Here is a 20,929-nt window from a genome sequence, read left to right as displayed (position 1 = left end):
TGTGGTGTGTTGCCGCTTATATTGCAGCTTATGTTACAACTTGGGTATCTGCCTTTAGGGCAGCTGGATGAACTGGCATCAGCAACAGAAATGGAGAGTGTCAGGTGTATTTAACAAAAAATAATCTACTGGGAATGGCGAGTGCGGCCTTGTTTACAGTACTTGGCGCCGGTTGCAGTGGTACCAGTGCCACGACCGCCGAGTTGTCGCCAGAGGATGCGGCCCGTCAACAAAGACTCGATGAACAGGGATACCGCTGCGACCGGGTTAGGGTTACCGGCAGCAATATTCCCAACCGCCGCTGTACAACCGCCCAGCAGCGGGAAAGAGAGCGGGAAGAGGCGAGAGCCTATGTCGATAAAATGAATCAGCAAAACATGAATGATTAGCACTTGAGACCGAGGGGGAGGCCAGGGCAAAATAGCCTACTCCCCCTTGGTTTTGGAGCCTCCCATCAACGCCGTTCAGCTCTTTTTGTATCCCTTAAGCCCCAGTGAGCCTTTAAAACTCAAAGACCTGGCGCTGTGCCTGACGCCGGCCGAGCGGGAAAAGTTTGCCCGAATAAGCCATAAAGAGGTAAAGCAACGGGCAATAACAAGCCGCGCCTTGCTGAGAAAGACCCTGAGTACTCAAGCGCCGCTTGCAGCCCGGGAGTGGTGTTTCGATTATGGTCCCCAGGGTAAGCCGCGCCTTTGTGATGAGCAGTTTCAACAGACTCAGCTGCATTTTAACCTCAGTCACAGCGGTGATTGGCTGCTGTTGGCATTGCTGAAACATCCTTCTCCTGAGTTGCAACTTGGCGTCGATATAGAGCGTTTACGGATGCGCACGGCTATCGATACTGTGATGCGCCACTATTTTGCGCCTTTTGAGCTGCAGCAGTTACGAAATCTGGATGATGCCGCGCGGCGAGAGGCGTTTTTCGACCTCTGGGCCTTGAAAGAGTCTTATATCAAGGCGACCGGCAAGGGGTTGGCGCAGCCGCTTGATGGGTTTGCGTTCGACTTGAGTTCCGGGGAAGCATGCTCGGCCGAGCGGCCTGCCGAGATTGCTTCGATGCGCCGTGGGCTTTTGTTAAAGCCTAAGGAAAACACCCGATGGCAGAGTTGGCTTGGCCATATGGAGCCGGGTTATCGATTGGCCCTGACCATAGGGGCGCCTGCAGCCATCAACTGGCAACTGCAGTGGCACCTTGGCCAGTAGCACTCTGAAATAGGTTACCGGTCAGGAGCGAAAAAGCGGCCTTAAAGCCGCTTTATGTTCGATTACTGTCTAGCCAGGCGTTGGCTTTCCGGCACGTGCTCAAAGTCACTGCGGAAAGGGTTGATGTCCAATCCACCTCTGCGGGTGTAGCGGGCGTAGACGGTCAATTTACTGCAATGGCAGAAACGCTTCAGATCGGTGAATATTCGCTCCACACACTGTTCGTGGAACTCGTTATGCTGGCGGAAAGAGATCAGATAACGCAGCAGCTTTTCCCTGTCTATCTTGGGGCCCTGGTAGCGGATCATCACGCTGCCCCAATCAGGCTGCGAGGTGATCAAACAGTTGGACTTAAGCAGGTTGGAGTTCAAGGTCTCGGCGACTATCTGCTTGTCGTCTGTGCTTTCTTCGAGCCATTTGGGGTTGAACTCATAGTCGTTGACTTCAATATCCAGATCGTCAATGCAGTGCCCCGGCAGCTCAACAACTCTCTGACTGTTGAAGTGCTTGGGCTCAATCACTCTGACTTTTACCTCGCCATTGGCACAGCGGCTCAGATCTTGGGTCAGGGTCTGCTCGACGGCTTCAGTACTGTCAAAGCGGGTTTGATTGAAACTGTTCAGATAGAGCTTGAAGGATTTGGACTCAATTAAATGCTCACTGTTGAGATCCAGCTGGAACTCGGCGATGGCTACCATGGGCTTGCCCTTGGCATTGAGCCAGGAGAGCTCATAGCCGGTCCAGATATCGGCCCCCTGAAACGGCAGAGGTGCACTCAGGTTGATTGCATCACGGTTGAGTTTGCGGGGCACACCCTGCAACAGCTCTGGGGCGTAATGCTCTTGATAATCTGTCTGCTGACCCAGTGTCAGGCCAGATAAGGCTTCGGCGTTCCGGTAAGGGTCGTGATTCTGTGTCATCAAGCGGGTTTCCGTGTCAAAATAGGTCACCATTATACCTGAATTTGGAAGTGCGATAAGTGTCTTGTGCCCAGGCGTTGGAGCAATTTTTCAGCCGTTATCATCAAAGTTACCAGTCGAGTCTGGGGGAAGGCCCCAGATATTATGCCAGGGGAGAAGCCTCGCCCTGCTTGCTGCAGGAGGATGGCGAAGATCCACTACTGTGGCAGACTATTCGCCGTGAACAGCCTGGCAGTTTTGCCAATGTCAGTCATGCGCTGGAGTTGCCGCTGCATGCCGATATCGACGAGTTTTATGGGCAGTTTTTTGCCGCGCATCTGTTGTTTGAAGCCGATTTCGGCGAAGGGGAACTATTGCAGCCCTGGAGTCAGGATGATTTTGAGTTTCTGCAGCAGAATCTGATTGGGCATTTGATGATGAAACGCAAGCTCAAGCAGCCACCGACCTGGTTTATCGGTCTATTGGGGCAAGGTGATGAGATGATCTGCGTGGATAATGAAACCGGTGCTGTCTGGCGCGAGACCCCGGGTGAGCTCCCCTCAAAGAAGCTGGCAGACAGTCTGGAAGAGTTTCTCACTTTGCTGCGCCCCAGAGTGGCGCCGGCAATTGAGCCAGTGGAGCCGGCCATGGCGGATGTCGACCATCCCGGTCTCTGGGCGCGGATGAAGCTTATGTGGCAACACCTGTTTTCCCGCCGCTGACAGTCGGGGTTACCACAATCACTATTGATTGATGATCACTGTTATTGATGATCCTAGGCTATTGATTGTCCCAGTTTATTGATGATCCCAGGAGAGGTTGGAGACTATCCGGCAGTTGTCACAGCGGAAATGAAATAGATCCAGCAACGGGCTGGGTTGGCGCCAATCCGGGTTGCCGCAGCGGGGGCAGGGACGGGCCAATTCGGCTTGTTTACTCTCTCCCCCGACCCGGTAAAGGTAGTAATAGGTAGGAATTTTTGTCAAATATTCGATACGGCCACGCAAATCCCAGCCGCGGCGAAACAGATCGCTGTCCGGGCAGGAAAGCTCCTCAAGGGCGGCAAATTCGGCCTTGGTTGCTGCGGCCATCTGCAGTTCATCACAGGCTTGCCACTCGGTTTGCCAACGGATCACCCGCTTGTGATCGCCGTTGAAGGTCGCGGGAATACGGTAGAGGGGAATGGGTAGCAAGTTATCGCCGCTGCGCAGTGGCGAGCACATATGCACATAGCTGGTATAAAGCAGCTGCCAACTTGGGGGCTCCAGGGTGCTGACCTCGGAATTGATATCCTGACCTATGAGCTTTTCCTTGGGGGCCAGCAATTTGGCCTCGGTTAACTGTTGCAACGCCTGTTTGGCCCAGGGACTGTTATGCCTGTTGGCCAGACTGGTTTCTTCCGGCAGCAGCAGCCTGACTCTGAACTCCCCGTCTCTAAAGGCCACCGCAAATTCCCTCCCCAATACCTGACCATTGGCTCGCCAGGCTTCAAGCAGGGTGTTGATGGCTTTTTCTGCGGCGCTGATCGTGGTGTTGGCAAAGCATTCAAACCTGAGTTCGCAGACAAACATTATTGCTGCTCCTCAAGCTTGGCGAGCCTTTGTTGCAAGTCCGCGAATTCTTGTTTCAGTTGTTGTTGTTCCTGGCGTAGCCAGCTGATTTCCTGCTGAAGAACTTCTACTGTGGGCACTGCTTGCTGTGGTGCAGTTTCATCCTGTTGAGGTTGGCTTTGAGACATTTTTTCCCGTTCACTCTCTGGTAGGGATTTGAAGCGCTGTAGACCTTCAACCAGCAGTGGCATTGGTAACTTGTTGCCGAGTCTTGCCTTAATCAGTGCCAGAGAGGGAGTATGGCCGCTTTGGGCTACTGCCGCAGCTGCGGCCATGACCTGTTCCAGTGGAGTGGACATCTTGGTAAAAAACCTCACATTTTCGCCAATAGCTACATAGTGCAGCTGGCGTTTGTTTTTATCTTTTTGATATTTATTGAATTATTTATTGGCCCACATGTTGCATTGCGTTTGCTGCATTTGCTTAACAAAAGTCAACATTTGATAAATATAACAAGGAATGACAATGAATAAGTTATTACTGCCACTAGTGGGGATTGCAAGCTTAGGGCTTAGTGCCTGTGTGGTCAATGTCGGCGATCACGAAGCCAACTGGGATGAAAAGGAATCCTGGCAATTACAACAACAGCAAAATCAGCAACAACTGGCCAAGTTGAACCTGGGGATGGATCAGCAACAGGTGCAGCAGCTCATGGGGCAGGCCGACTTTAATGAAGCCTTTCTCTCCAATGATCAGCAAGTACAGGTGCTCTTTTATCGTACCCGCCACAGACACAGTGATGGCAAGACCACCAAGGATGAGTGCACCCCCTTGGTGTTTCGCGATCAACAGCTGATAGGCTGGGGCGATAAGGCTTACGCGCAGCTGTAATTCAAACTCATTTCAATCAACTCCTGAGCTGGGCGTCCAAATGATCTATGGTATCTGACCATTGGGCGTCTTCGGCCAGAGCCTCTGTTAAAAAAGTGCGTTGCGCTTCATTCCAGAATGGTGCATCCACCAGTTTGACTCCCTCGGGGATAGAATGTGCGTCGATAAAGCCTTCTATCGCCTTGCTGCCGCTGGGGAGTCCCAATTGCTCAAACAAATGGGCCAAGTCTGTGTGGGTGGTATCCATATTCTGACCTCCTGAAATCCCGGCATATTGCCAAGTGATGAGTGATGGGCGAACAAGCCTTCATAAAAAAAGTAAGTATTATTGCTTCCTTAGCTTATATCAATTGAACAGCAGATCCATTTCTTTAAATTGAGGAGGGGGCGCTTGTGCACCAGGAGCGCCTAAAGGCTTGGATGCAAGGTTGTAGGTCAAGAGCTTAGTTAATCCCATCTATAATTTGAATAGATACGCTGCCGGCAGAAACTGTGGTGATAGTTGGTAAGCAAGATGTTGTACTCTGATCCAATATTGTTAAATTGGAAAGTGCCCTTTTGGCTGACAAGGACAACAACAAATGGAAACTCAGACTCCTGATTCCCTGCGTGCCGTTTACCTGACGGCAGAAGATTTACGCTTGGCCGCATCAATTCTTTATAACGCCTATCACGATGATGCGTTTTTTCTGCAGACCTTGCCGGCTGCCAATGCCACCGAATATGAACAAAAGCTCAGGGCCGCAATTCGTGAAGAGCTCAATGAACTTTGGCAACAGGAGCAGCCCCTTATTGGTTTGTTTGACGCTGAGCGCTTGATTGGGGTTGCCTGCGTGGTGACTTCATCACTTCCTCAAGGCGAAGGGCGCTATTGGCATTGGCGTTTGAAAATGCTGCTGGGGACGGGCTGGCAGTCGACGCAGAAGTTGATGCAGAAGGAAAATTCAATTCTGGAGCACCTGCCGGCGACAGAGTACGGCGTTATTCAATTTATCGCAGTAGCGTTAACCGAGCAACACAAGGGGTATGGCAAGTTGCTCGTCCAGGCGGTATTGGGTTGGTGTGATGAGCAGCCGGAGCTGGAAGGAGTTGGGGTCTTTGTGACCGAGGATGGTCATTCTCATCTGTTTCGAGAGCAAGGCTTTGTACCTGTGGTTGAGCTCAATATAGGGCAGTTAACCGGAGAGTTGCTCTTTTACCACAGTCATACCGATGATGACGTCTACCAATAACAGGAGTTAAGAGTGGAGCAAAAGTACAAGAGTTTTGCTGAGTTTTATCCTTTCTATCTATCTCAGCATTCCGATCCCGTATGCCGAGGTTTGCATTATCTAGGTTCGACCCTGGTATTGCTTTTTCTGTTATTCAGCTTGCTTAGTGGACAATTTGTATGGCTCTTGGCTCTGCCTGTGGTGGGTTATGGCTTTGCCTGGATTGGTCACTTTGGTTTTGAACACAATAAGCCGGCGACCTTTCAATACCCAGTCTATAGCTTGATGGCTGACTGGGTCATGTTGGCCCAGTTTGTCAGTGGCAAACGTCGTTTCTGAGTGTTTTTGGTTATTTACCAGTACCAATGTGAGACATGTCTCACAAAGCTGTGCGATAAACATAAGCCTTATTGGCTGTTCTTACTGGTGAATAATTAAATATTGTTAATAAACAAGAGATTAGACTTATATCAGTGACTGATGAATATTTGTTGTTCCCAGCCTGTTCTAAAATCGACCATCTCAAAGAGGGGTCTTTGGGTACACTTAAGTTGTGGTCAGGGCAGGATGCTTTGACAGAGCTTCCAAGGAAGAGGGAGCAGCAAGGAAAGCAACGCCAAGGAGTTTAAGGTGGCAGCCAAGGAAGGGCAAGTGTCAGGATGATACGTTTTGGAAAGGCCTATTCAAGGATGAGCTGCAAGGAAGCCTGATAAATGGATTTTAATCATGGATGACAATCAAGACAGGACGTCTTGAAACCATTGCAGGGAAGTTAAAGCCAAGGAAACGGCTCGCAGGGAAAGCAGACACCAGGATGGATCCACAGGAGATTTTTTCCGGTAATAAGGAAATTGCCGCGCCAGGAAAGGCCATTTGAGACAGGAAGGTCTGCTAAGGAAAGTGTTCAGGATGAAGTAGAGGACAGGCTCAGGGATGCCAGCCTTTGGGTTAAGGGAAAACCCAACTCATGGACGACACCGCTCGTGGATGGGCAAACATGGAAGATGAGTGCCAGGAGGCCACAAGGAGGCTCAAGGGAATTGAGCAGACACCAGGATGGTTGTAAGCAGGGATGAAAAGATGGCTTGGAAGCTGTCATCACTGAGACAAGGTGTCCACAGGAAGAAATTCATACGCATGGAAGGTGCAGGGAGCACAACTCAGCGGGATGGCTGACAGTAGTAAATAGGGCGCGTCTTAGGACGCGCCTTTTCTTTGTGCGTCAGGCTGTAGTGACCAACTCGTTTCAGTTCAGTTCAGTTGGTGTTGGTAGGATGCCATTGTAAGCCCTCTTTAAGCCCGGTCATGGACGCCATTGGCTGTACGGCGAGGGAGCGCATCTTGAGGTGGGAAAGGAGTAATATGGAAAATAGCTCACAGATCTGACGAACTGGAATCGAATAGATGTACCTGCAATGGCTGAAGTAAGTGGATTAAAGTTCAGCATTGAATTGTCACCAATAATCCAGACACTTACCTGCTGTTCTTTCCGCTGAGTGACATGCCATTTACACTGTCTTTTGTACTGTTTGAAACCTGGATAGAGCGATGACTTCTCTGCTTTGTGAGAATAGCATTTGTTTATCTGGCCTCTCTTTGGCGAGAAGGTACAACAAACACAGGATAAAGAAACCTCCAAGCAAGGTGGATTTTTACTTTTTGTCATCCTCATGGCTTGATGATTTGGCGATTTTGTTGGTTACCACAAGTGAGCCAAGCTTGGCATTTAAACCTAGACAGAACACAAACTGAAACCGTTTGCTGTTTTCTTTGCAATAAAGATGAAAATTTTTCCGATTTCGCCCTTGATCTCCCGCTTCAGTCTCGGCATATTGTAATGTCGTAATGGTGTACCGCTACAGTAATGCGTTCAGGTATGCCGCACAAAATAATTTCAGGTGATCAGAATGCAGTCCAGTAACATAGAGAATGTGCACATCAGTGCCGAACAAGTCCTCATCACTCCCGAAGAACTCAAGCAGCAGTTGCCACTTTCTGATCACGGCTATCGCTATATTCTCAGCGCTCGCAAGACGGTTTCTGACATAGTTCACAAGCGTGACAACCGGGTGTTGGTCGTTACCGGCCCTTGCTCTATTCACGATATTGAGTCGGCCAAGGAATATGCCCTGAAACTGAAAAAGCTCCATGACGAGCTCAAGGATCAGTTTTTTATCCTGATGCGGGTCTATTTTGAAAAGCCCCGAACGACTGTGGGCTGGAAAGGGATGATCAATGATCCCGATATGGATGAGTCCTTCAATATTGAAAAAGGGTTGCGGATGGCGCGGGAGTTGATGCTGTTTCTGGCCGAACTCGAGTTGCCGGTTGCCACTGAAGCGCTGGATCCCATCAGTCCGCAATATATTTCCGAGCTGGTGACCTGGTCAGCCATAGGCGCCAGAACCACAGAGTCACAAACCCACAGGGAGATGGCCTCCGGGCTTTCCATGCCGGTAGGATTTAAAAACGGTACGGATGGCAATCTGGGGGTGGCCATTAACGCCCTCAAGTCGGCGGCCAGCAGTCACAGATTCATGGGGATCAATCAACAAGGGCAGGTGGCTTTGCTGCAAACCGCCGGTAACCCGGATGGGCATGTGATCCTGCGGGGTGGTGCTGGCCCCAACTATGACGCCGATTCGGTGGCTGAGTGTGAACGGCAGCTGCATGGTGCCGGGCTCAATGCCAGACTGATTATCGACTGTAGTCATGGCAACTCCAATAAAGATCATCGGCGGCAACTGCCTGTGTGCCGGGATGTACTTGACCAGATAGCGGCGGGCAATCGCTCCATCATAGGTTTGATGTTGGAAAGCCATCTGTTTGCCGGTAGTCAGGCCTGTGACAAGCCGCTTGCCGAGCTTGATTATGGGGTTTCGGTCACAGATGCCTGCATAGATTGGCAGGATACGGAGCAACTGCTCAGGCAAGGGGCAGCGCAACTGAGTTCTATTTTACCCACTCGCTTTGATATGCTCAGGGTGGCAAATGGCTGACGGAAGATTTGAGATGAGTGAGAAAACCACGGCAGAGCTGGAAAAGTTACGCGGACTGATTGACGGCGTCGACCAAGAGTTGCTCAAGTTGCTGCGTCAGCGGCTGGATCTGGTGGCCCAGGTCGGCGCGGTCAAACACAATGCCGGCCTGCCCATCTATGCACCGCAGCGGGAGGCCGCCATGTTGGCCAAGCGCCGCGTAGAAGCCGAAAGTCTGGGGGTATCGCCGCAGTTGATAGAGGATGTGCTCAGGCGTCTGATGCGGGAATCCTATCTCAACGAGAAGGATGTGGGTTTCAAGCAGGTGAACCCGGATATCAACAAGGTGGTGATCATTGGCGGCCGTGGCCAGTTGGGCACCCTGTTTGCCCAGATGCTGACACTCTCCGGCTATCCAGTACATCTGCTCGATAAAGATGATTGGGATAATGCCGATGCTATCCTCGACGGTGCCGGTCTGGTATTGGTCACTGTGCCGATTGCCATTACCTGTGAGCTTATCCGCTCCCGTTTGCGGCACTTGCCCAAGGATTGCATTCTTGCGGATCTGACCTCGATAAAGTCGGAGCCGCTGCAAGCCATGCTCGAGGCCCACAGCGGGCCAGTGGTGGGGCTTCATCCCATGTTTGGCCCGGATGTGGGCAGCCTTGCCAAGCAGGTTGTCGTGGTATGCCATGGTCGGCAGAGTGAGGCCTATGCCTGGCTGCTGGAGCAGATAGCTATTTGGGGAGCGCGGCTGGTGGAAGCGGATGCCGGCAAACATGATAAAGCGATGCAACTGGTGCAGGCGATGCGTCACTTCTCCAGTTTTGTCTATGGCCTCAACTTGTGCCGGGAGCAGGCCGATCTCGATAGTCTGCTGCAGTTCAGTTCACCGATTTACCGGTTGGAGCTGGCCATGGTCGGTCGCTTGTTTGCCCAAAGCCCAGAGCTTTACGCCGATATCATCTTCGCCCAGCAAGAGAGCCTGGGTGCTATCTCCGACTATCTGGACAACTATGCCGGCGCTTTGGCCATGCTCAAGGCCGGTGACAGAGACGGCTTTGTGCGCCAGTTCCGTGAGGTGGCCGAATGGTTCGGTGACTTTGCACCACAGTTTCGCAGCGAGAGCCGCAGCATGCTGCAGTCGGTCAATGATATGAAGAGTCACTGATCTCAAGGCGGTCAACTCCGCTGGCAGTGCAACGCGATTTATCCAAGGGAGCCTTTTAGGCTCCTTTTTCATTTTTATCAGCCAGATAGAAGTCAAAAAGCCATTTATTCAGCAATCGCTTAAGGTGATCTCCTTCAAGCTTTATGACTCACGCTCTTTCGTCTGAGCGATGAAAGAGTACACTGATTTAAAACATGCAAAAATAAAGCATGATTAAAGGAGATATGCCGTGTTTTGTATTCAGTGTGAGCAAACCATTCGAACCCCGGCCGGTAATGGCTGCAGCTATGCCCAGGGGATGTGCGGTAAATTGGCCGCGACCTCGGATCTGCAAGATCTGTTGATTTACATGTTGCAGGGGCTGTCCGCCTATGCCGTCAAACTCCGGGAGTTTGAGGTTATCGAGCCGCAAGTTGATACCTTTGTGCCCAAGGCATTTTTCGCCACTCTGACCAATGTTAACTTCGACGACGAGCGGATTAGCGAATATGCAAAGGAAGCCGCTCGCTTGCGAGACCAGCTAAAGCAGCGCTATCTGGAGCTTTGCGAACAAAGGGGCGTGACTCCCGAGCCTATGTCCGCCGCGGCGACTCTGCTGCTGGGGGCGTCCAAGGCCGAGCTGTTACAGCAGGCCAAAGTGGCTGCGCCCAACCGCGGTGATGACCTCAATGAAGATATTCTCGGTCTGCGACTCCTGTGCCTCTACGGCCTGAAAGGGGCGGCTGCCTATATGGAACACGCCCGGGTTCTGGATCAAACCAGCAGCGAAGTGGCCGGTCGTTTCCACGAGATCATGGCCTTTCTGGCGACTGACAGCACAGATGCTGACAAGCTGTTTGCCACCGCGATGGAGATAGGTCAGCTCAACTATTCTGTGATGGCTATGCTCGATGCCGGTGAAACTGCGGCCTTTGGTCATCCAGAGCCGACTCAGGTCAACACCAAGCCGGTGAAGGGCAAGGCTATCCTGGTATCGGGCCACGATATGAAAGATCTCGAGCTCATCCTGCAACAGACAGAAGGCAAGGGCATCAATGTCTATACCCATGGTGAGATGTTGCCGGCGCTGGCCTATCCCGAACTGAAGAAATACCCGCATCTGGTGGGGAACTACGGCAGCGCCTGGCAAAATCAACAGAAGGAATTTGCCAACTTCCCCGGCGCCGTGGTGATGACCTCCAACTGCATTATCGATCCCAATGTCGGTCAGTATGCCGACCGCATCTTTACTCGCAGTATCGTTGGTTGGCCGGGCGTGACTCACCTGACCGGCGACGATTTCAGTGCTGTTATCGACAAGGCACTGGCGCTTGAAGGCTTTGCCTATGATGAGATCCCCCATATGATCACCATAGGTTTCGCCCGCAACGCTTTGATGAACGCGGCGCCTGCCGTGGTTGAAAACGTCAAGAACGGCAATATTCGTCACTTCTTCCTGATTGGCGGCTGTGATGGTGACAAGGCTGAGCGCAGTTACTTCACCGACCTTGCCAAGGCGGCCCCCAAAGACAGCCTGATCCTGACCCTGGGCTGTGGCAAGTACAAGTTCAACAAGCTCGAATTCGGTGATATCAACGGTATCCCCAGATTGCTGGATATCGGCCAGTGCAACGACGCCTACTCGGCGATCCAGCTGGCGCTGGCACTGTCTGAGATATTTGAGTGTGATATCAACGAATTGCCGCTGAGTCTGGTGCTGTCCTGGTTTGAGCAGAAGGCGATAGTGGTCCTGTTGACCTTGCTGTCACTGGGAGTGAAGAACATACGTACCGGCCCAACCCCACCGGCCTTCCTGACCGCCAATTTGCTGAAGGTACTGGAAGATAAGTTCGGCCTGCGCAATGTTGGCACGGTTGAGGAAGACCTGGAGGCGATTCTCGGCGCCGCTTGATGCGTATCTCTTGAGGCCGGGATGCCAGTAGGCATGCCGGCCATTTCTTTCTCTGTAGAGGGAGTTTCGATGACACTCAATCCATTACAAGTTTCGCCGGCAATCAGTCAATATCAGGCTGGTCAATGGGTTCCCGGAGAGCTGCGGCTCATTTGTGTCGCCCGCTGGCAGGAAACCCCGGATGTGGTGAGTTTTCGTTTTAAAGCAGCCCAGCCGCTGTCTTTTCATTTCAAGCCCGGGCAGTTTGTGGCATTGCAATTGGAGATTGCCGGTGAGGAGTATCGCCGCTGTTATACCATCTCCTCTTCGCCATCTCGGCCCAACTCATTGATGCTGACCATCAAGAGGGTCGAGGGCGGCAAAATTTCCAACTACCTTATTGATAATCTTAAGCCGGGTCACAGCCTGATGGCTTCAGGGCCTTACGGCCAGTTTAACCTTATCGATATACCGGCCGAGCGCTATCTGTTTTTAAGCGCCGGTTGTGGCATTACGCCGATGTTTTCCATGAGTCGTTTTCTGACCGACAGTTATCTTGACAGCGATATCGCCTTTATTCACAGTGCCAGAAGCGAGCAGGATCTCATCTTCCGAGACAGTTTGCGGGCCATGAACAGCCGTCACGATAATTTTAAGCTGGGCTATCTGCTGGAGCAGGGAAGTGAGACTGCCTCAGTCTCCGGGGACCTTGCCGAGTGTCCTATGTTACCGGGACGCCTGAGCTTGGCGGCACTGGAGCAACTGGTGCCGGATTATCGCCAGCGCACTGTGTATGTTTGTGGCCCTGAGGCTTATATGACGGCCACAGAGCAGATGCTGGCGCAAGCGGATTTCGATATGACGCGTTTTCATAAGGAAAGCTTTGCTGAAAATACCTCGGCGCCCGCGGGTGACGGTTCGGCCAATTACCGTTTGAGTGTTGCCGGCCTTGAGCTCAGCATCAATGGCGAGCAGACCCTGCTTGAAGCGCTGGAGTCTGAAGGTTTGCCCATTATTGCCGCCTGTCGCAGCGGTGTTTGTGGCTCCTGTAAGTGCCGGGTTGTCTCCGGTGAGGTGGAAAGCAGCAGCCAGCAGACACTCAGCCAGGATGAGATTGACTCAGGTATGGTGCTGGCGTGCTCCAGCCGGGTGAAGAGTGATATTCAACTGGAAACCGGCCCCTTCTAATTCTGTTTCCGGCATTGCAGAAGTGGCGATCTCACAGTATGGTTAAAGCAGGGCAAGAGCTTTGGGCCCTGCATTCCAGATGTTGGCCGGAGACAGACTATGACCAGCTTACCCTCAGAAGCATTTGCCAGTGAAGATCGCAGCATGGGCCATTTTTTATATGCGCTTATGTGTGCCTTTCCGTTGTTTTTCCTGCCTGTGATCCTGAGCCTGTTGATTAACTTAAGCCAAAGGCAGGTTGCACCTCTGTCGCTGCTGGGCTCTCACTTGCGCTGGCAAAGGCGCAGTATTATGGGTTTGGCACTGCTACTGGTTATGGGCTACTGGGTCAATCCACTGTGGCTCAGCCTCAGCTTGTGCGCCCTGGGAGTTATCTGGTTCAGCTACCGGATCTTCAAGGGCTGGCTCAGCCTTACAGATGGACAAGCCATGTAGCTCTTGTCTGCTACCAGGGAAGCGGTCAGCCTGATCGCAAGGAAATATGACGGACTATCAACTCTTCTGTGTGCTGGCGGCGCTGGCACTGATTATCTCGCTGTTATCCAGCCGTTTTCACTCACTGCAGGAAACCATTGCCATCACAGGCCTGGCCATGCTCCTTAGCCTGATTATCCTGGTGGTGGGCAAGTGGTTTGAGCTGGATATCCATATCAAAACCATTTCGGTATTGCAGCGCCTCGACTTTCAGGCGCTGCTGCTGAACGGTATGTTGGGTTTTCTGCTCTTCGCCGGTGCACTGCAGATAAGGCTCAAGGTGCTGGCCAGCCAGAAATGGGAAATTCTCTGTCTGGCTCTGTTTGGTACTGTGATTTCCACTCTGACAGTAGCGGCGCTTTGCTTCTATTTGATGCCGCTGCTGGGGCTGGCGCTACCCTGGAGTTACTGCCTGTTGTTTGGGGCCTTGATATCACCAACCGATCCGATAGCGGTTTTGGCCATCTTGAAAAAACTCGGCGCGCCTGAGGATATTGCCATTCAGGTTGAGGGTGAGTCGCTGTTCAATGATGGCATTGGCCTGGTGCTGTTTGTTGCTGTTTCGCAGCTGGCTTTTTCCGCCGAGGCCCTGAGCCTGGCCGATGTCGGCGCGCTGTTTTTCCATGAGGCCGTTGGCGGCATCGCCTATGGCCTGGCGCTGGCCTTTGCGCTACATCAACTGATGAAACTCACGGATGAAGAAACCCAGAGACTCTTGATTACCTTGGTGGTGCCTACCGCAGGTTATGTGATGGCAGAAAAGCTTTCGGTGTCCGGCCCTCTGGCCATGGTGGCCGCTGGAATCGTGCTGGGTAATTTCACAGTGCCCAAATGCTTTGGGGTCACGGGGAGAATATTGTTGCAAAGGTTCTGGGGCCTGCTTGAGCACTTCTTCAATTCGCTCTTGTTCCTGCTATTGGGACTCCTGCTGCTGTTGACCCATCTGGATATGCAACTCTGGTGGTTTGTGCTGCTGAGTATCCCTGTGGTGTTGTTGGCAAGATGTGTCAGCGTGTACTTACCTTATCTGGGGTTCAGGCGTATGCGGCAATACAGCCAAGGCGCGGAGGGGATCCTTATCTGGGGCGGGCTCAAGGGTGGCCTGGCGCTGGCTATGGCCATTAGTATTCCGGCGGGGATAGTGCTGACCCCCGAGCTGGAGCTCAGGGATCTCTTGCTGGTAATGACTTATGCCGTGGTGGTCTTTTCTATCATGGTGCAGGGCTCAACGGTTTCCCGTTTGATCCGCCGCAGCCGTGAGGCGGCAGAGGCCGGTAAAGCCGCTGCCGAAGCGACTCAGGTTGTCTGATACAGCTTGGTGATTAAGCCTGCATGTTGCTGTGGATGACGGACATCGGCAGCGATGATTAAACCATCTACGCCCAACGCCTTGATAGCCAAGGCCTGAGCCGTCAGTGTTTGCTCACTGCTGCTTGGGTTGAGGCACAGGCTTGGATTTACCAATAGCGGCAGGTGACTCAGGGTTTTTAGTTCCACCAGGGCGGCGAGATCCAACACAAGTTGTTCTGGTTGATTCAATCCACTGACCCCCGCATCACAGAGGATCAACTGCTGATTCCCGCCGGCGAGCAGGGTATCGGCGCTGGCCAGCCAATCCTGTTGGCTGGCCATGGGATTACGCTCCAATATTACCGGCAGGTTCTGTCCACCAAGCGCATTGAGCAGCTCTGTGTTGTACATCTGTTTGCCGCTGAGCAATAGCATGTCGGCCGTGGTCTGGGCCAGAGCCAGATCTTCTGCATGCTCCAGGGCAACAATGCTCTGCAGCCCGGCTTGGTTCAACAGGCTCTGCAATTTGGGCAGTTGCTGCTTGGCATCGGGCTGACGCGTCAGCGCACTGAGAACCACCCCTTGAAATCCGGCTTCCCTGAGGGCCTTGGCGCTTGGGGCAAAGCTGTCTGTATCTATGGGGAGGTTCAGTTGCGCCAAGGCGGCGAACTGGCCTTGTCCCAGTTTGAGCTGACCGCAACTAATTTCTGTGCTTGCCGGTTTATAGTGGCGGGAATGTCTCTGGGGTGACGGTTTGGCGCTGTCCTGCCTGGAACTCTCTGGTTCAATCAACAGTTGGCTGTGACTCAGCTGAGTTGGCTCGACCGTCTCACAAGGGTAACAGCCAAGTACCTTGATAAAGCGGGTGAGTCGCTCAAGCTCGGCAAGTGCTTGCTGCATAGCTATGGATGCCAGATTGGCATCGACATCCAGATAAAACATCTCTTCCCAAGGCGTGCCCGGGATAGGGCGTGACTCCAGCTTACTCATATTGAGGTTGTGATCTTTGAGGATCAGCAAAGCTTCCACCAAGGCGCCTGGCTTTTGACCGGTTGCCATAATCAGTGTGGTTTTGGCCGGCAGTTGCTCCGGCACTTCTATCGCCTTGCGGGCCACTACGATAAAACGGCTCTGGTTGATTTTTTGATTGGCCAGTTCCTGCTCCAGAGGTTCCAATTGGTAGAGGGCGCCGCCTTCACTGGAGCCGATAGCGGCCACAGTGCTATCGCCCTGGAGAACCTTTTCCATCGCTTCGGCGCTGCTGGCACAATATTCCAGACGAAAGTCGGGATGGCGGCTCAGGTAGCGACTGCATTGGCTGATGGGTTGGGGGTGAGCGTAGACGGTTTTGATATCGGCAAGTTTGCTTCCCGCTTTGGCCAGCAGACAGTGGCCCACTTCTATAGTGGTTTCACCCACAATAGCCAGGCTGGTGTGCTGCAACACATCATACACTTCGTTGATGGAGCCGGATGAGGTGTTTTCTATCGGCAGAAACCCATAGTCGGCATGGCCGGACTCGACAGCCTGCACTATATCATCAAAGTTCTGGCAACCCAGATCCTGCATCTCTACCTGACGGCGTTGACAGTAGCGACTGGCGGCCAGGTAGGAATATGAACCTCTGGCGCCCAAATAGGCGATGCAGTATTGCTGTTTTTGGGTTTCTGGATTGGCTCTGCCCTGGAGGTAGGCCTGCTGGTTCAGCACTGAATCTTCAATTATGGCCTGATAGAGACTGATGACATAATGGGCATCCAATCCCTGTTCCCGCCCTTGGCGAACCAACCTTGCCAAGAGTTCTTTTTCTCTCTGGGTATCACGGATAGGGCGAATGTCCACCTCTTTGCTGCGGGCGACTTCCAGGCTGAGTTGTCGACGTTTGGCCAACAGCGCCAACAGATCCCTGTCCAGGGTAGTGATGTCATCCCTTATTCGCTCCAGCGGCGGTACTTTATTCATTCAGACCTCTAAACCAGTAATACTCAGTGCATGATACAGACAAAAAAGCCTCCCTGGTGGGAGGCTTGGCAATTTTCATTTTCGTTTTTACACGTCAGGGCCGCCTCCGGGAATAAGGTGTAAAAAAGAAAATAAAAAACGAGCGATTAATGTATGGCATGACGATTAAGCTAAAACTATCCCCTTGGGCTGTCAATCAAAAAATCCTAGGCTTCAATAATGAAAAGCGCACCCGGAGGTGCGCTGGTTAGTGGGAGATTGAAATATCAAGCTGCGTAGTCCTCCTTGTAATCGTATTCGAACTCAGGTTCGGTGGCTTCGGGTTCAAAGGCACCACGCTGAGCTGCGGGTTTGTGGGTCAGGCGATTGAGCTGTTTTTCCAGCTTTTGTCCCATTGCATTTATGGCTGCGTAGAGATTTTCATGTTTCGCCTGGGCAAAAAGTTGTCCGTTGGCCAGTTTAATTGATGCTTCTATTTTAAAGAGTGGCCCTTCTTTGAGGATGATGACATGGGGATTAATCAGCTGAGTATCGTAACGGTCCAGTTTGGTAAGGCGACTCTCAACACGTTCACGGATGGCAGCTGTGACTTCAAATTGCTTGCTGGTGATCTTTAGCATATTGTCAAACCCTCTGTTGCTTCCTTGGCTTCAGATTAACAATCCCCAGACTTAAAAATGTGATCCAGATCAATGTTTGTGGCGAGTCAGAGAGCGTTTGTCACTTATTTGATCACTTAGACAAGTTTGGATTATTTTGCCCTGAAAAGTCTTGAACCCTGGTTGATAAAGGGCCATATTTGATGAGATCACTGAGTATCAGTCCTTTCCGATTGCCTCCTCCCGTCGCTTTAAATATCATCATGTGTATTATCTACAACTCTTTACCCTTATGCCGTTCGGGCCAAAACGGGTGATAACAGGAAGTACTTTATGAATAACAACGAAGTTAAAGTGAAGGTCTGGGATATACCTGTGCGGGTGTTTCATTGGGGCATGTTGCTGCTCTTGGGCGGGCTGTGGTGGAGTGCCGATCAGGGCGAGATGAGCTATCACCAGTTGTTCGCCTATAGTCTGATGATCTTGTTGGTGGTACGGCTTATTTGGGGCTTTATCGGCAGTGACACCGCCCGCTTCAGTCATTTTGTTCGCCATCCCCGTCAGGCATTGGATTATCTTGCCAAAATGCGGGCCAAGCAGGCTCCTCATTCTCTGGGGCATAATCCTCTAGGGGGTTATATGGTAATACTCTTGCTGACCATCATCAGTCTGCAACTGGTGTCGGGGTTATTTGCCACAGATGAGATATTTACCGAAGGACCCTTGGTTTCTTTTGTTAGCGGTGAAACTGCCAGTTGGTTTACCTGGCTACACAAGAAAAATTTTGATCTTTTATTGATCCTTGCCGGGATTCATGTGGCCGCCGTCTTGCTGCACCGCTTCAAAGGTGAAAAGCTGGTGGGGGCAATGTTCAGTGGCTATAAGCGCTTACCGGCTGCGGAAGCGCAGCAACCCAGGTTTGCCTCTTTGATACTGGCATTGGTGCTTTTATTGGTAGTCGCCGTGCCTGTGGTGCACTTTTTGATGATGCCCGTGATAGGTATGTTGTAAGCTTCCAAACAATAAAAAGCCTGCTTGATGCAGGCTTTTTTAATGTAATCAACGAAAGAGATTAGTCTTTCTTGTATACGTCGTGGCAGCCTTTGCAGCTCTTGCCAACGGCACCGAAGGCTTTTTTCAGCTCATTCTTGTCGCCGCCTTTGGCTGCAATAGCCAGGGCGTCGGCATTGGTTTGCAGTTCTTTGAACTTGGCTTCAAAGTCAGCCTTGTCGGCCCAAATCTTGGCCAGGGCTTCAGTATCACCTTTGTCTGAACCATCGATAAAGCCTTCCAGTGGCAGTTTCGCCAGGGCTGCCACATTGGCTGCACGCATAGCTGCAACATCGGCGTTAAAGTCTTTCTTGCCTTTGAGCATGGCACCGATATCACCGAAGTTATAGGCCATCAGGCTGAAACCAGACTGACGGTACTGGATGGCATCATCGCTGCTTTCAAAGTTGTGGGCCTGAACAGCTGTAGCGCTAAGCGCCGCGGTGGCGGCTAACATCAGTAAGTATTTTTTCATTATCATTCTCACAAGTTTGTGCGTTAATGTGACATTGCTTGGCTATTGTACACATTTTGTTTGACCTAGGGAGTAGACTTTTTCAGTTTACATGTAAAGTTTTGTCAGTAACTGGCTGCTAAAACACGACTTTTTTTCGCAAGAAAACAACGCTATACTGTGTTCACGTACCATTACGTGAACACGAAAGAGTTGCTATGCGCCCTGATTGGATATCAGTACTGGAGAAAGTACTGACTCACAATAATCCCGAAGATCTTAATTGCCTGTTTGAATTACTGCTGACCGATGATGAAAGACATGCCATCGCCGGCCGTTTGAAGGTGTTTCAGGTATTGCTTGAAGGTGAGATGAGTCAGCGGCAGATTGCGGCCGAGTTCGAGGTGAGCATAGCAACCATAACCCGTTGCTCCAATTATTTGAAGCATATGCCCGAAGCGCTTAGAGAAAAAATCCGCGCCTTGATCCTTTGAGTCACATCAGGGGTTGTCGCGGCAATTTGTGGCGGCGGTATAGATGGCGCTGATTCAAAATATAGCCGCCCCAGGCACAGATGAGCAGTCCTAATAGTTGATATACTTCCTGGTCGGCAAACCTTAACAGCAACATGCCCGACAACAGCCAGAGGAAAGGCAATCCTGCATACAGGGGGGCGGGCCAAACTCCTCCCCGTCGCAGGCGTTTGGGATCGCTGCGTCTGTGACTCGAACGCAGGTTGTAAATCCGGGCCGCAACCAATATAAGCAAAACTGATCCCAGGATCCCAAGTAAGGATTCGAGTAAATAGAGCGTCAGGCTACCGGTTAAAAAATACAGATAGGGCAGGCTCTCATAGACCAATCTGGATAAGATCACGGGGCATTTCTTCGCATCCGGGAGTATCTATTAATTTTAGTCCAAAGCAGGGCACCAGGCCTTGTTTTTCCAAGTGCTATAAACAAAGAGTCCGGCATTGGCCGGACTCTCGATTGTAATCAGTAATATGTTTAGGCGTCAGTATGACTGGCTATCAACCTCGGCAGCCGCAACCACCGTTACCGTCACAACCTTCTTTCTTGGCGTCTTCTTCGGCATCTGAATTACAGCAGCCGCCGTGTTCGTGATCGTGACCGCCACAGCAACCGCCGTGATCGTGGCCGTGACCACCACAACCGCCATGGGCGTGGATATGGCCGTGATCAATCTCTTCGGCTGTCGCTTCACGCACGTCCATCACTTCGACATTAAAGGTCAGTGATTGGCCTGCCAGAGGGTGGTTGCCATCAACGATAACACTGTTGTCCAGTACTTCGGTCACTTGTACCGGGCGCTGGCCCATTTCAGTTTCGGCGATGAAGCGCATACCAGGTACTATGTCCTGGATATCGCCAAAGGCTTCCAGAGGAACTTCCTGACGCAAACCATCATGGTATGGGCCATAGGCTTCCTCGGCATCTATGGTCACTTCCAGCGTATCGCCTTTGCTCTTGCCTTCCAGTGCTTTTTCAAGTCCCGGGATCAGGTTTTCCATACCGTGGAGGTAGACCATAGGATCTGCCTCAAAAGAACTTTCTATCAACTGACCCTTGGCGTCAGTCAGGCGGTAGTGAATGGTAACCGCGCTGTGTTGGGTGATTTGCATATCGCCTCCCGTTCAGAATGTGGCCGCATGATAACGTGCTTTTTCCGCGCTGGCGATATCCGAGCGTTGCTTATGCCAACTGTTGCACAGAGTTTTGCCACCAAGATGACATTTTGGGGCAGCTTGGCATTAGAAAAGCCATTATTGTTCAGGCGTCTTTTCTAAAATTTCCATTTGGGGGTACTGACTTGAATCTTGGTGTGCTTGACTGCGCTTGCTTGGCTGATACTCAACTTTTAATCCAATACACTTTACGTCAAGGTTAAAGGTAATAAGGGAGTTTTGTTGATACTTATCCAGTTAAAAACAGACTTTGGTGAGACTTATTTAATGAGATTGGCATTTTATTAAAACTTTCATGAAAACGCCCCTTGACAAGCGCCACATAAAAAAGCAATCCTGTTTGCATTGCTGCCATTCCTGGGAGATTGACTCCTGAATGAACCGGCCTGAATAAAAGAGAACGAAACGAGTATAGAAACCTAATGTATCAG

The 20,929-nt window shown here is 51.5% G+C and carries 24 protein-coding genes and 1 other annotated feature; of the genes, 14 read left to right on the top strand and 10 right to left on the bottom strand.

All coding sequences use genetic code 11. The features are described from left to right. Positions 1-104: 104 nt before the first annotated feature. Together CX650_RS05395 and CX650_RS05390 are read left to right on the top strand one after the other, a co-directional pair. Positions 105-389 (top strand): hypothetical protein, encoded by a 285-nt coding sequence (locus tag CX650_RS05395; RefSeq protein ID WP_129978400.1) that lies wholly within the window; start codon positions 105-107, stop codon positions 387-389. A 46-nt stretch (positions 390-435) separates the two neighbouring features. After that, positions 436-1,203 (top strand): 4'-phosphopantetheinyl transferase family protein, encoded by a 768-nt coding sequence (locus tag CX650_RS05390; RefSeq protein WP_101095212.1) that lies wholly within the window; start codon positions 436-438, stop codon positions 1,201-1,203. A 62-nt stretch (positions 1,204-1,265) separates the two neighbouring features. Here the strand turns inward: CX650_RS05390 and queF are convergent, their stop codons facing one another. Continuing rightward, positions 1,266-2,123 carry an NADPH-dependent 7-cyano-7-deazaguanine reductase QueF gene (queF, locus tag CX650_RS05385; RefSeq protein ID WP_186300084.1) on the bottom strand — a complete coding sequence of 286 codons (858 nt, stop codon included), beginning with the start codon at positions 2,121-2,123 and terminating at the stop codon, positions 1,266-1,268. Positions 2,124-2,182: 59 nt separating this feature from the next. Here queF and syd point away from each other — a divergent pair, with 59 nt between their 5' ends. Beyond that, complete coding sequence (gene syd, locus CX650_RS05380) at positions 2,183-2,824, top strand: SecY-interacting protein (protein ID WP_101095210.1); 642 nt, start codon at positions 2,183-2,185, stop codon at positions 2,822-2,824. A gap of 75 nt (positions 2,825-2,899) precedes the next feature. Here syd and CX650_RS05375 read toward each other — a convergent pair whose 3' ends face one another. Beyond that, complete coding sequence (locus tag CX650_RS05375; protein WP_101095209.1) at positions 2,900-3,673, bottom strand: Zn-ribbon-containing protein; 774 nt, start codon at positions 3,671-3,673, stop codon at positions 2,900-2,902. Then, positions 3,673-4,011 carry a coiled-coil domain-containing protein gene (locus CX650_RS05370; RefSeq protein ID WP_101095208.1) on the bottom strand — a complete coding sequence of 113 codons (339 nt, stop codon included), beginning with the start codon at positions 4,009-4,011 and terminating at the stop codon, positions 3,673-3,675. Before CX650_RS05370 ends, CX650_RS05375 begins: the two co-directional genes overlap by 1 nt. A gap of 160 nt (positions 4,012-4,171) precedes the next feature. Here CX650_RS05370 and CX650_RS05365 point away from each other — a divergent pair, with 160 nt between their 5' ends. Beyond that, entirely contained in the window at positions 4,172-4,543 is a 372-nt protein-coding gene (locus CX650_RS05365; protein WP_101095207.1) for a DUF3192 domain-containing protein, read from the top strand. A gap of 16 nt (positions 4,544-4,559) precedes the next feature. Here CX650_RS05365 and CX650_RS05360 read toward each other — a convergent pair whose 3' ends face one another. Continuing rightward, positions 4,560-4,790: a DUF2789 domain-containing protein gene (locus CX650_RS05360; protein WP_101095206.1), complete on the bottom strand. Its 231-nt coding sequence runs from the start codon at positions 4,788-4,790 to the stop codon at positions 4,560-4,562. A 334-nt stretch (positions 4,791-5,124) separates the two neighbouring features. On the opposite strand from CX650_RS05360, the gene CX650_RS05355 reads away from it, so the two are divergent. From CX650_RS05355 to CX650_RS05320, 8 genes are all read left to right on the top strand, one after another. Further along, entirely contained in the window at positions 5,125-5,775 is a 651-nt protein-coding gene (locus CX650_RS05355; RefSeq protein ID WP_101095205.1) for a GNAT family N-acetyltransferase, read from the top strand. A gap of 12 nt (positions 5,776-5,787) precedes the next feature. Further along, positions 5,788-6,093 carry an Mpo1-like protein gene (locus tag CX650_RS05350; RefSeq protein WP_039034222.1) on the top strand — a complete coding sequence of 102 codons (306 nt, stop codon included), beginning with the start codon at positions 5,788-5,790 and terminating at the stop codon, positions 6,091-6,093. Positions 6,094-7,661: 1,568 nt separating this feature from the next. After that, positions 7,662-8,753 carry a 3-deoxy-7-phosphoheptulonate synthase gene (locus CX650_RS05345; RefSeq protein WP_101095204.1) on the top strand — a complete coding sequence of 364 codons (1,092 nt, stop codon included), beginning with the start codon at positions 7,662-7,664 and terminating at the stop codon, positions 8,751-8,753. A gap of 13 nt (positions 8,754-8,766) precedes the next feature. Further along, a complete protein-coding gene (gene tyrA, locus CX650_RS05340) occupies positions 8,767-9,906 on the top strand; it encodes a bifunctional chorismate mutase/prephenate dehydrogenase (RefSeq protein ID WP_071477219.1) in 1,140 nt (379 codons plus the stop codon). A gap of 229 nt (positions 9,907-10,135) precedes the next feature. Next, a complete protein-coding gene (gene hcp, locus CX650_RS05335; RefSeq protein ID WP_101095203.1) occupies positions 10,136-11,797 on the top strand; it encodes a hydroxylamine reductase in 1,662 nt (553 codons plus the stop codon). A gap of 69 nt (positions 11,798-11,866) precedes the next feature. Beyond that, positions 11,867-12,964: an FAD-binding oxidoreductase gene (locus tag CX650_RS05330; RefSeq protein ID WP_229800037.1), complete on the top strand. Its 1,098-nt coding sequence runs from the start codon at positions 11,867-11,869 to the stop codon at positions 12,962-12,964. 99 nt (positions 12,965-13,063) lie between these two features. Beyond that, positions 13,064-13,399 (top strand): hypothetical protein, encoded by a 336-nt coding sequence (locus tag CX650_RS05325; protein ID WP_039034226.1) that lies wholly within the window; start codon positions 13,064-13,066, stop codon positions 13,397-13,399. A gap of 46 nt (positions 13,400-13,445) precedes the next feature. Further along, positions 13,446-14,747, top strand: coding sequence for a cation:proton antiporter (locus tag CX650_RS05320; RefSeq protein ID WP_101095201.1), 1,302 nt, complete (start codon positions 13,446-13,448; stop codon positions 14,745-14,747). Here the strand turns inward: CX650_RS05320 and CX650_RS05315 are convergent. Then, positions 14,735-16,690 carry a chorismate mutase gene (locus tag CX650_RS05315; RefSeq protein ID WP_101095200.1) on the bottom strand — a complete coding sequence of 652 codons (1,956 nt, stop codon included), beginning with the start codon at positions 16,688-16,690 and terminating at the stop codon, positions 14,735-14,737. The two genes, CX650_RS05320 and CX650_RS05315, sit on opposite strands and share 13 nt — an antisense overlap. A 38-nt stretch (positions 16,691-16,728) precedes the next feature. Continuing rightward, positions 16,729-16,846: a sequence feature (Phe leader region), on the bottom strand. Positions 16,847-16,956: 110 nt separating this feature from the next. Then, positions 16,957-17,310, bottom strand: a complete 354-nt coding sequence (hpf, locus tag CX650_RS05310; protein ID WP_039034229.1) for a ribosome hibernation-promoting factor, HPF/YfiA family — start codon at positions 17,308-17,310, stop codon at positions 16,957-16,959. A gap of 312 nt (positions 17,311-17,622) precedes the next feature. Here hpf and CX650_RS05305 point away from each other — a divergent pair, with 312 nt between their 5' ends. Beyond that, on the top strand, positions 17,623-18,300 hold the full coding sequence (locus CX650_RS05305; protein ID WP_039034230.1) for a cytochrome b/b6 domain-containing protein: 678 nt from the start codon (positions 17,623-17,625) through the stop codon (positions 18,298-18,300). Between the two features lie 61 nt (positions 18,301-18,361). Here CX650_RS05305 and CX650_RS05300 read toward each other — a convergent pair whose 3' ends face one another. After that, a complete protein-coding gene (locus CX650_RS05300) occupies positions 18,362-18,814 on the bottom strand; it encodes a c-type cytochrome (RefSeq protein ID WP_039034231.1) in 453 nt (150 codons plus the stop codon). A gap of 197 nt (positions 18,815-19,011) precedes the next feature. Here CX650_RS05300 and trpR point away from each other — a divergent pair, with 197 nt between their 5' ends. Then, positions 19,012-19,287 carry a trp operon repressor gene (gene trpR, locus CX650_RS05295; protein WP_039034232.1) on the top strand — a complete coding sequence of 92 codons (276 nt, stop codon included), beginning with the start codon at positions 19,012-19,014 and terminating at the stop codon, positions 19,285-19,287. Position 19,288: 1 nt separating this feature from the next. On the opposite strand, the gene CX650_RS05290 is transcribed toward trpR, so the two are convergent. The 3 genes from CX650_RS05290 to CX650_RS20520 form a co-directional block, all read right to left on the bottom strand. Beyond that, complete coding sequence (locus tag CX650_RS05290; protein ID WP_052248087.1) at positions 19,289-19,669, bottom strand: hypothetical protein; 381 nt, start codon at positions 19,667-19,669, stop codon at positions 19,289-19,291. A gap of 154 nt (positions 19,670-19,823) precedes the next feature. Further along, positions 19,824-20,435 (bottom strand): peptidylprolyl isomerase, encoded by a 612-nt coding sequence (gene slyD, locus CX650_RS05285; RefSeq protein ID WP_101095199.1) that lies wholly within the window; start codon positions 20,433-20,435, stop codon positions 19,824-19,826. A gap of 292 nt (positions 20,436-20,727) precedes the next feature. Further along, entirely contained in the window at positions 20,728-20,853 is a 126-nt protein-coding gene (locus CX650_RS20520; protein WP_256213954.1) for a hypothetical protein, read from the bottom strand. Positions 20,854-20,929: the final 76 nt, after the last annotated feature.

Origin of the sequence: Shewanella indica, from assembly GCF_002836975.1 — a bacterium.
GTDB lineage: Bacteria > Pseudomonadota > Gammaproteobacteria > Enterobacterales > Shewanellaceae > Shewanella > Shewanella indica.
This window is presented reverse-complemented; position numbering and strand designations above follow the sequence as displayed.

Coding starts and splice junctions, on each gene's coding strand:
- queF (WP_186300084.1), bottom strand. CDS start 2,123: ATGACACAGAATCACGACCCTTACCGGAACGCCGAAGCCTTATCTGGC.
- CX650_RS05375 (WP_101095209.1), bottom strand. CDS start 3,673: ATGTTTGTCTGCGAACTCAGGTTTGAATGCTTTGCCAACACCACGATC.
- CX650_RS05370 (WP_101095208.1), bottom strand. CDS start 4,011: ATGTCCACTCCACTGGAACAGGTCATGGCCGCAGCTGCGGCAGTAGCC.
- CX650_RS05365 (WP_101095207.1), top strand. CDS start 4,172: ATGACAATGAATAAGTTATTACTGCCACTAGTGGGGATTGCAAGCTTA.
- CX650_RS05360 (WP_101095206.1), bottom strand. CDS start 4,790: ATGGATACCACCCACACAGACTTGGCCCATTTGTTTGAGCAATTGGGA.
- CX650_RS05355 (WP_101095205.1), top strand. CDS start 5,125: ATGGAAACTCAGACTCCTGATTCCCTGCGTGCCGTTTACCTGACGGCA.
- CX650_RS05345 (WP_101095204.1), top strand. CDS start 7,662: ATGCAGTCCAGTAACATAGAGAATGTGCACATCAGTGCCGAACAAGTC.
- tyrA (WP_071477219.1), top strand. CDS start 8,767: ATGAGTGAGAAAACCACGGCAGAGCTGGAAAAGTTACGCGGACTGATT.
- CX650_RS05330 (WP_229800037.1), top strand. CDS start 11,867: ATGACACTCAATCCATTACAAGTTTCGCCGGCAATCAGTCAATATCAG.
- CX650_RS05325 (WP_039034226.1), top strand. CDS start 13,064: ATGACCAGCTTACCCTCAGAAGCATTTGCCAGTGAAGATCGCAGCATG.
- CX650_RS05320 (WP_101095201.1), top strand. CDS start 13,446: ATGACGGACTATCAACTCTTCTGTGTGCTGGCGGCGCTGGCACTGATT.
- CX650_RS05315 (WP_101095200.1), bottom strand. CDS start 16,690: ATGAATAAAGTACCGCCGCTGGAGCGAATAAGGGATGACATCACTACC.
- hpf (WP_039034229.1), bottom strand. CDS start 17,310: ATGCTAAAGATCACCAGCAAGCAATTTGAAGTCACAGCTGCCATCCGT.
- CX650_RS05305 (WP_039034230.1), top strand. CDS start 17,623: ATGAATAACAACGAAGTTAAAGTGAAGGTCTGGGATATACCTGTGCGG.
- CX650_RS05300 (WP_039034231.1), bottom strand. CDS start 18,814: ATGAAAAAATACTTACTGATGTTAGCCGCCACCGCGGCGCTTAGCGCT.
- trpR (WP_039034232.1), top strand. CDS start 19,012: ATGCGCCCTGATTGGATATCAGTACTGGAGAAAGTACTGACTCACAAT.
- slyD (WP_101095199.1), bottom strand. CDS start 20,435: ATGCAAATCACCCAACACAGCGCGGTTACCATTCACTACCGCCTGACT.
- CX650_RS20520 (WP_256213954.1), bottom strand. CDS start 20,853: ATGGCAGCAATGCAAACAGGATTGCTTTTTTATGTGGCGCTTGTCAAG.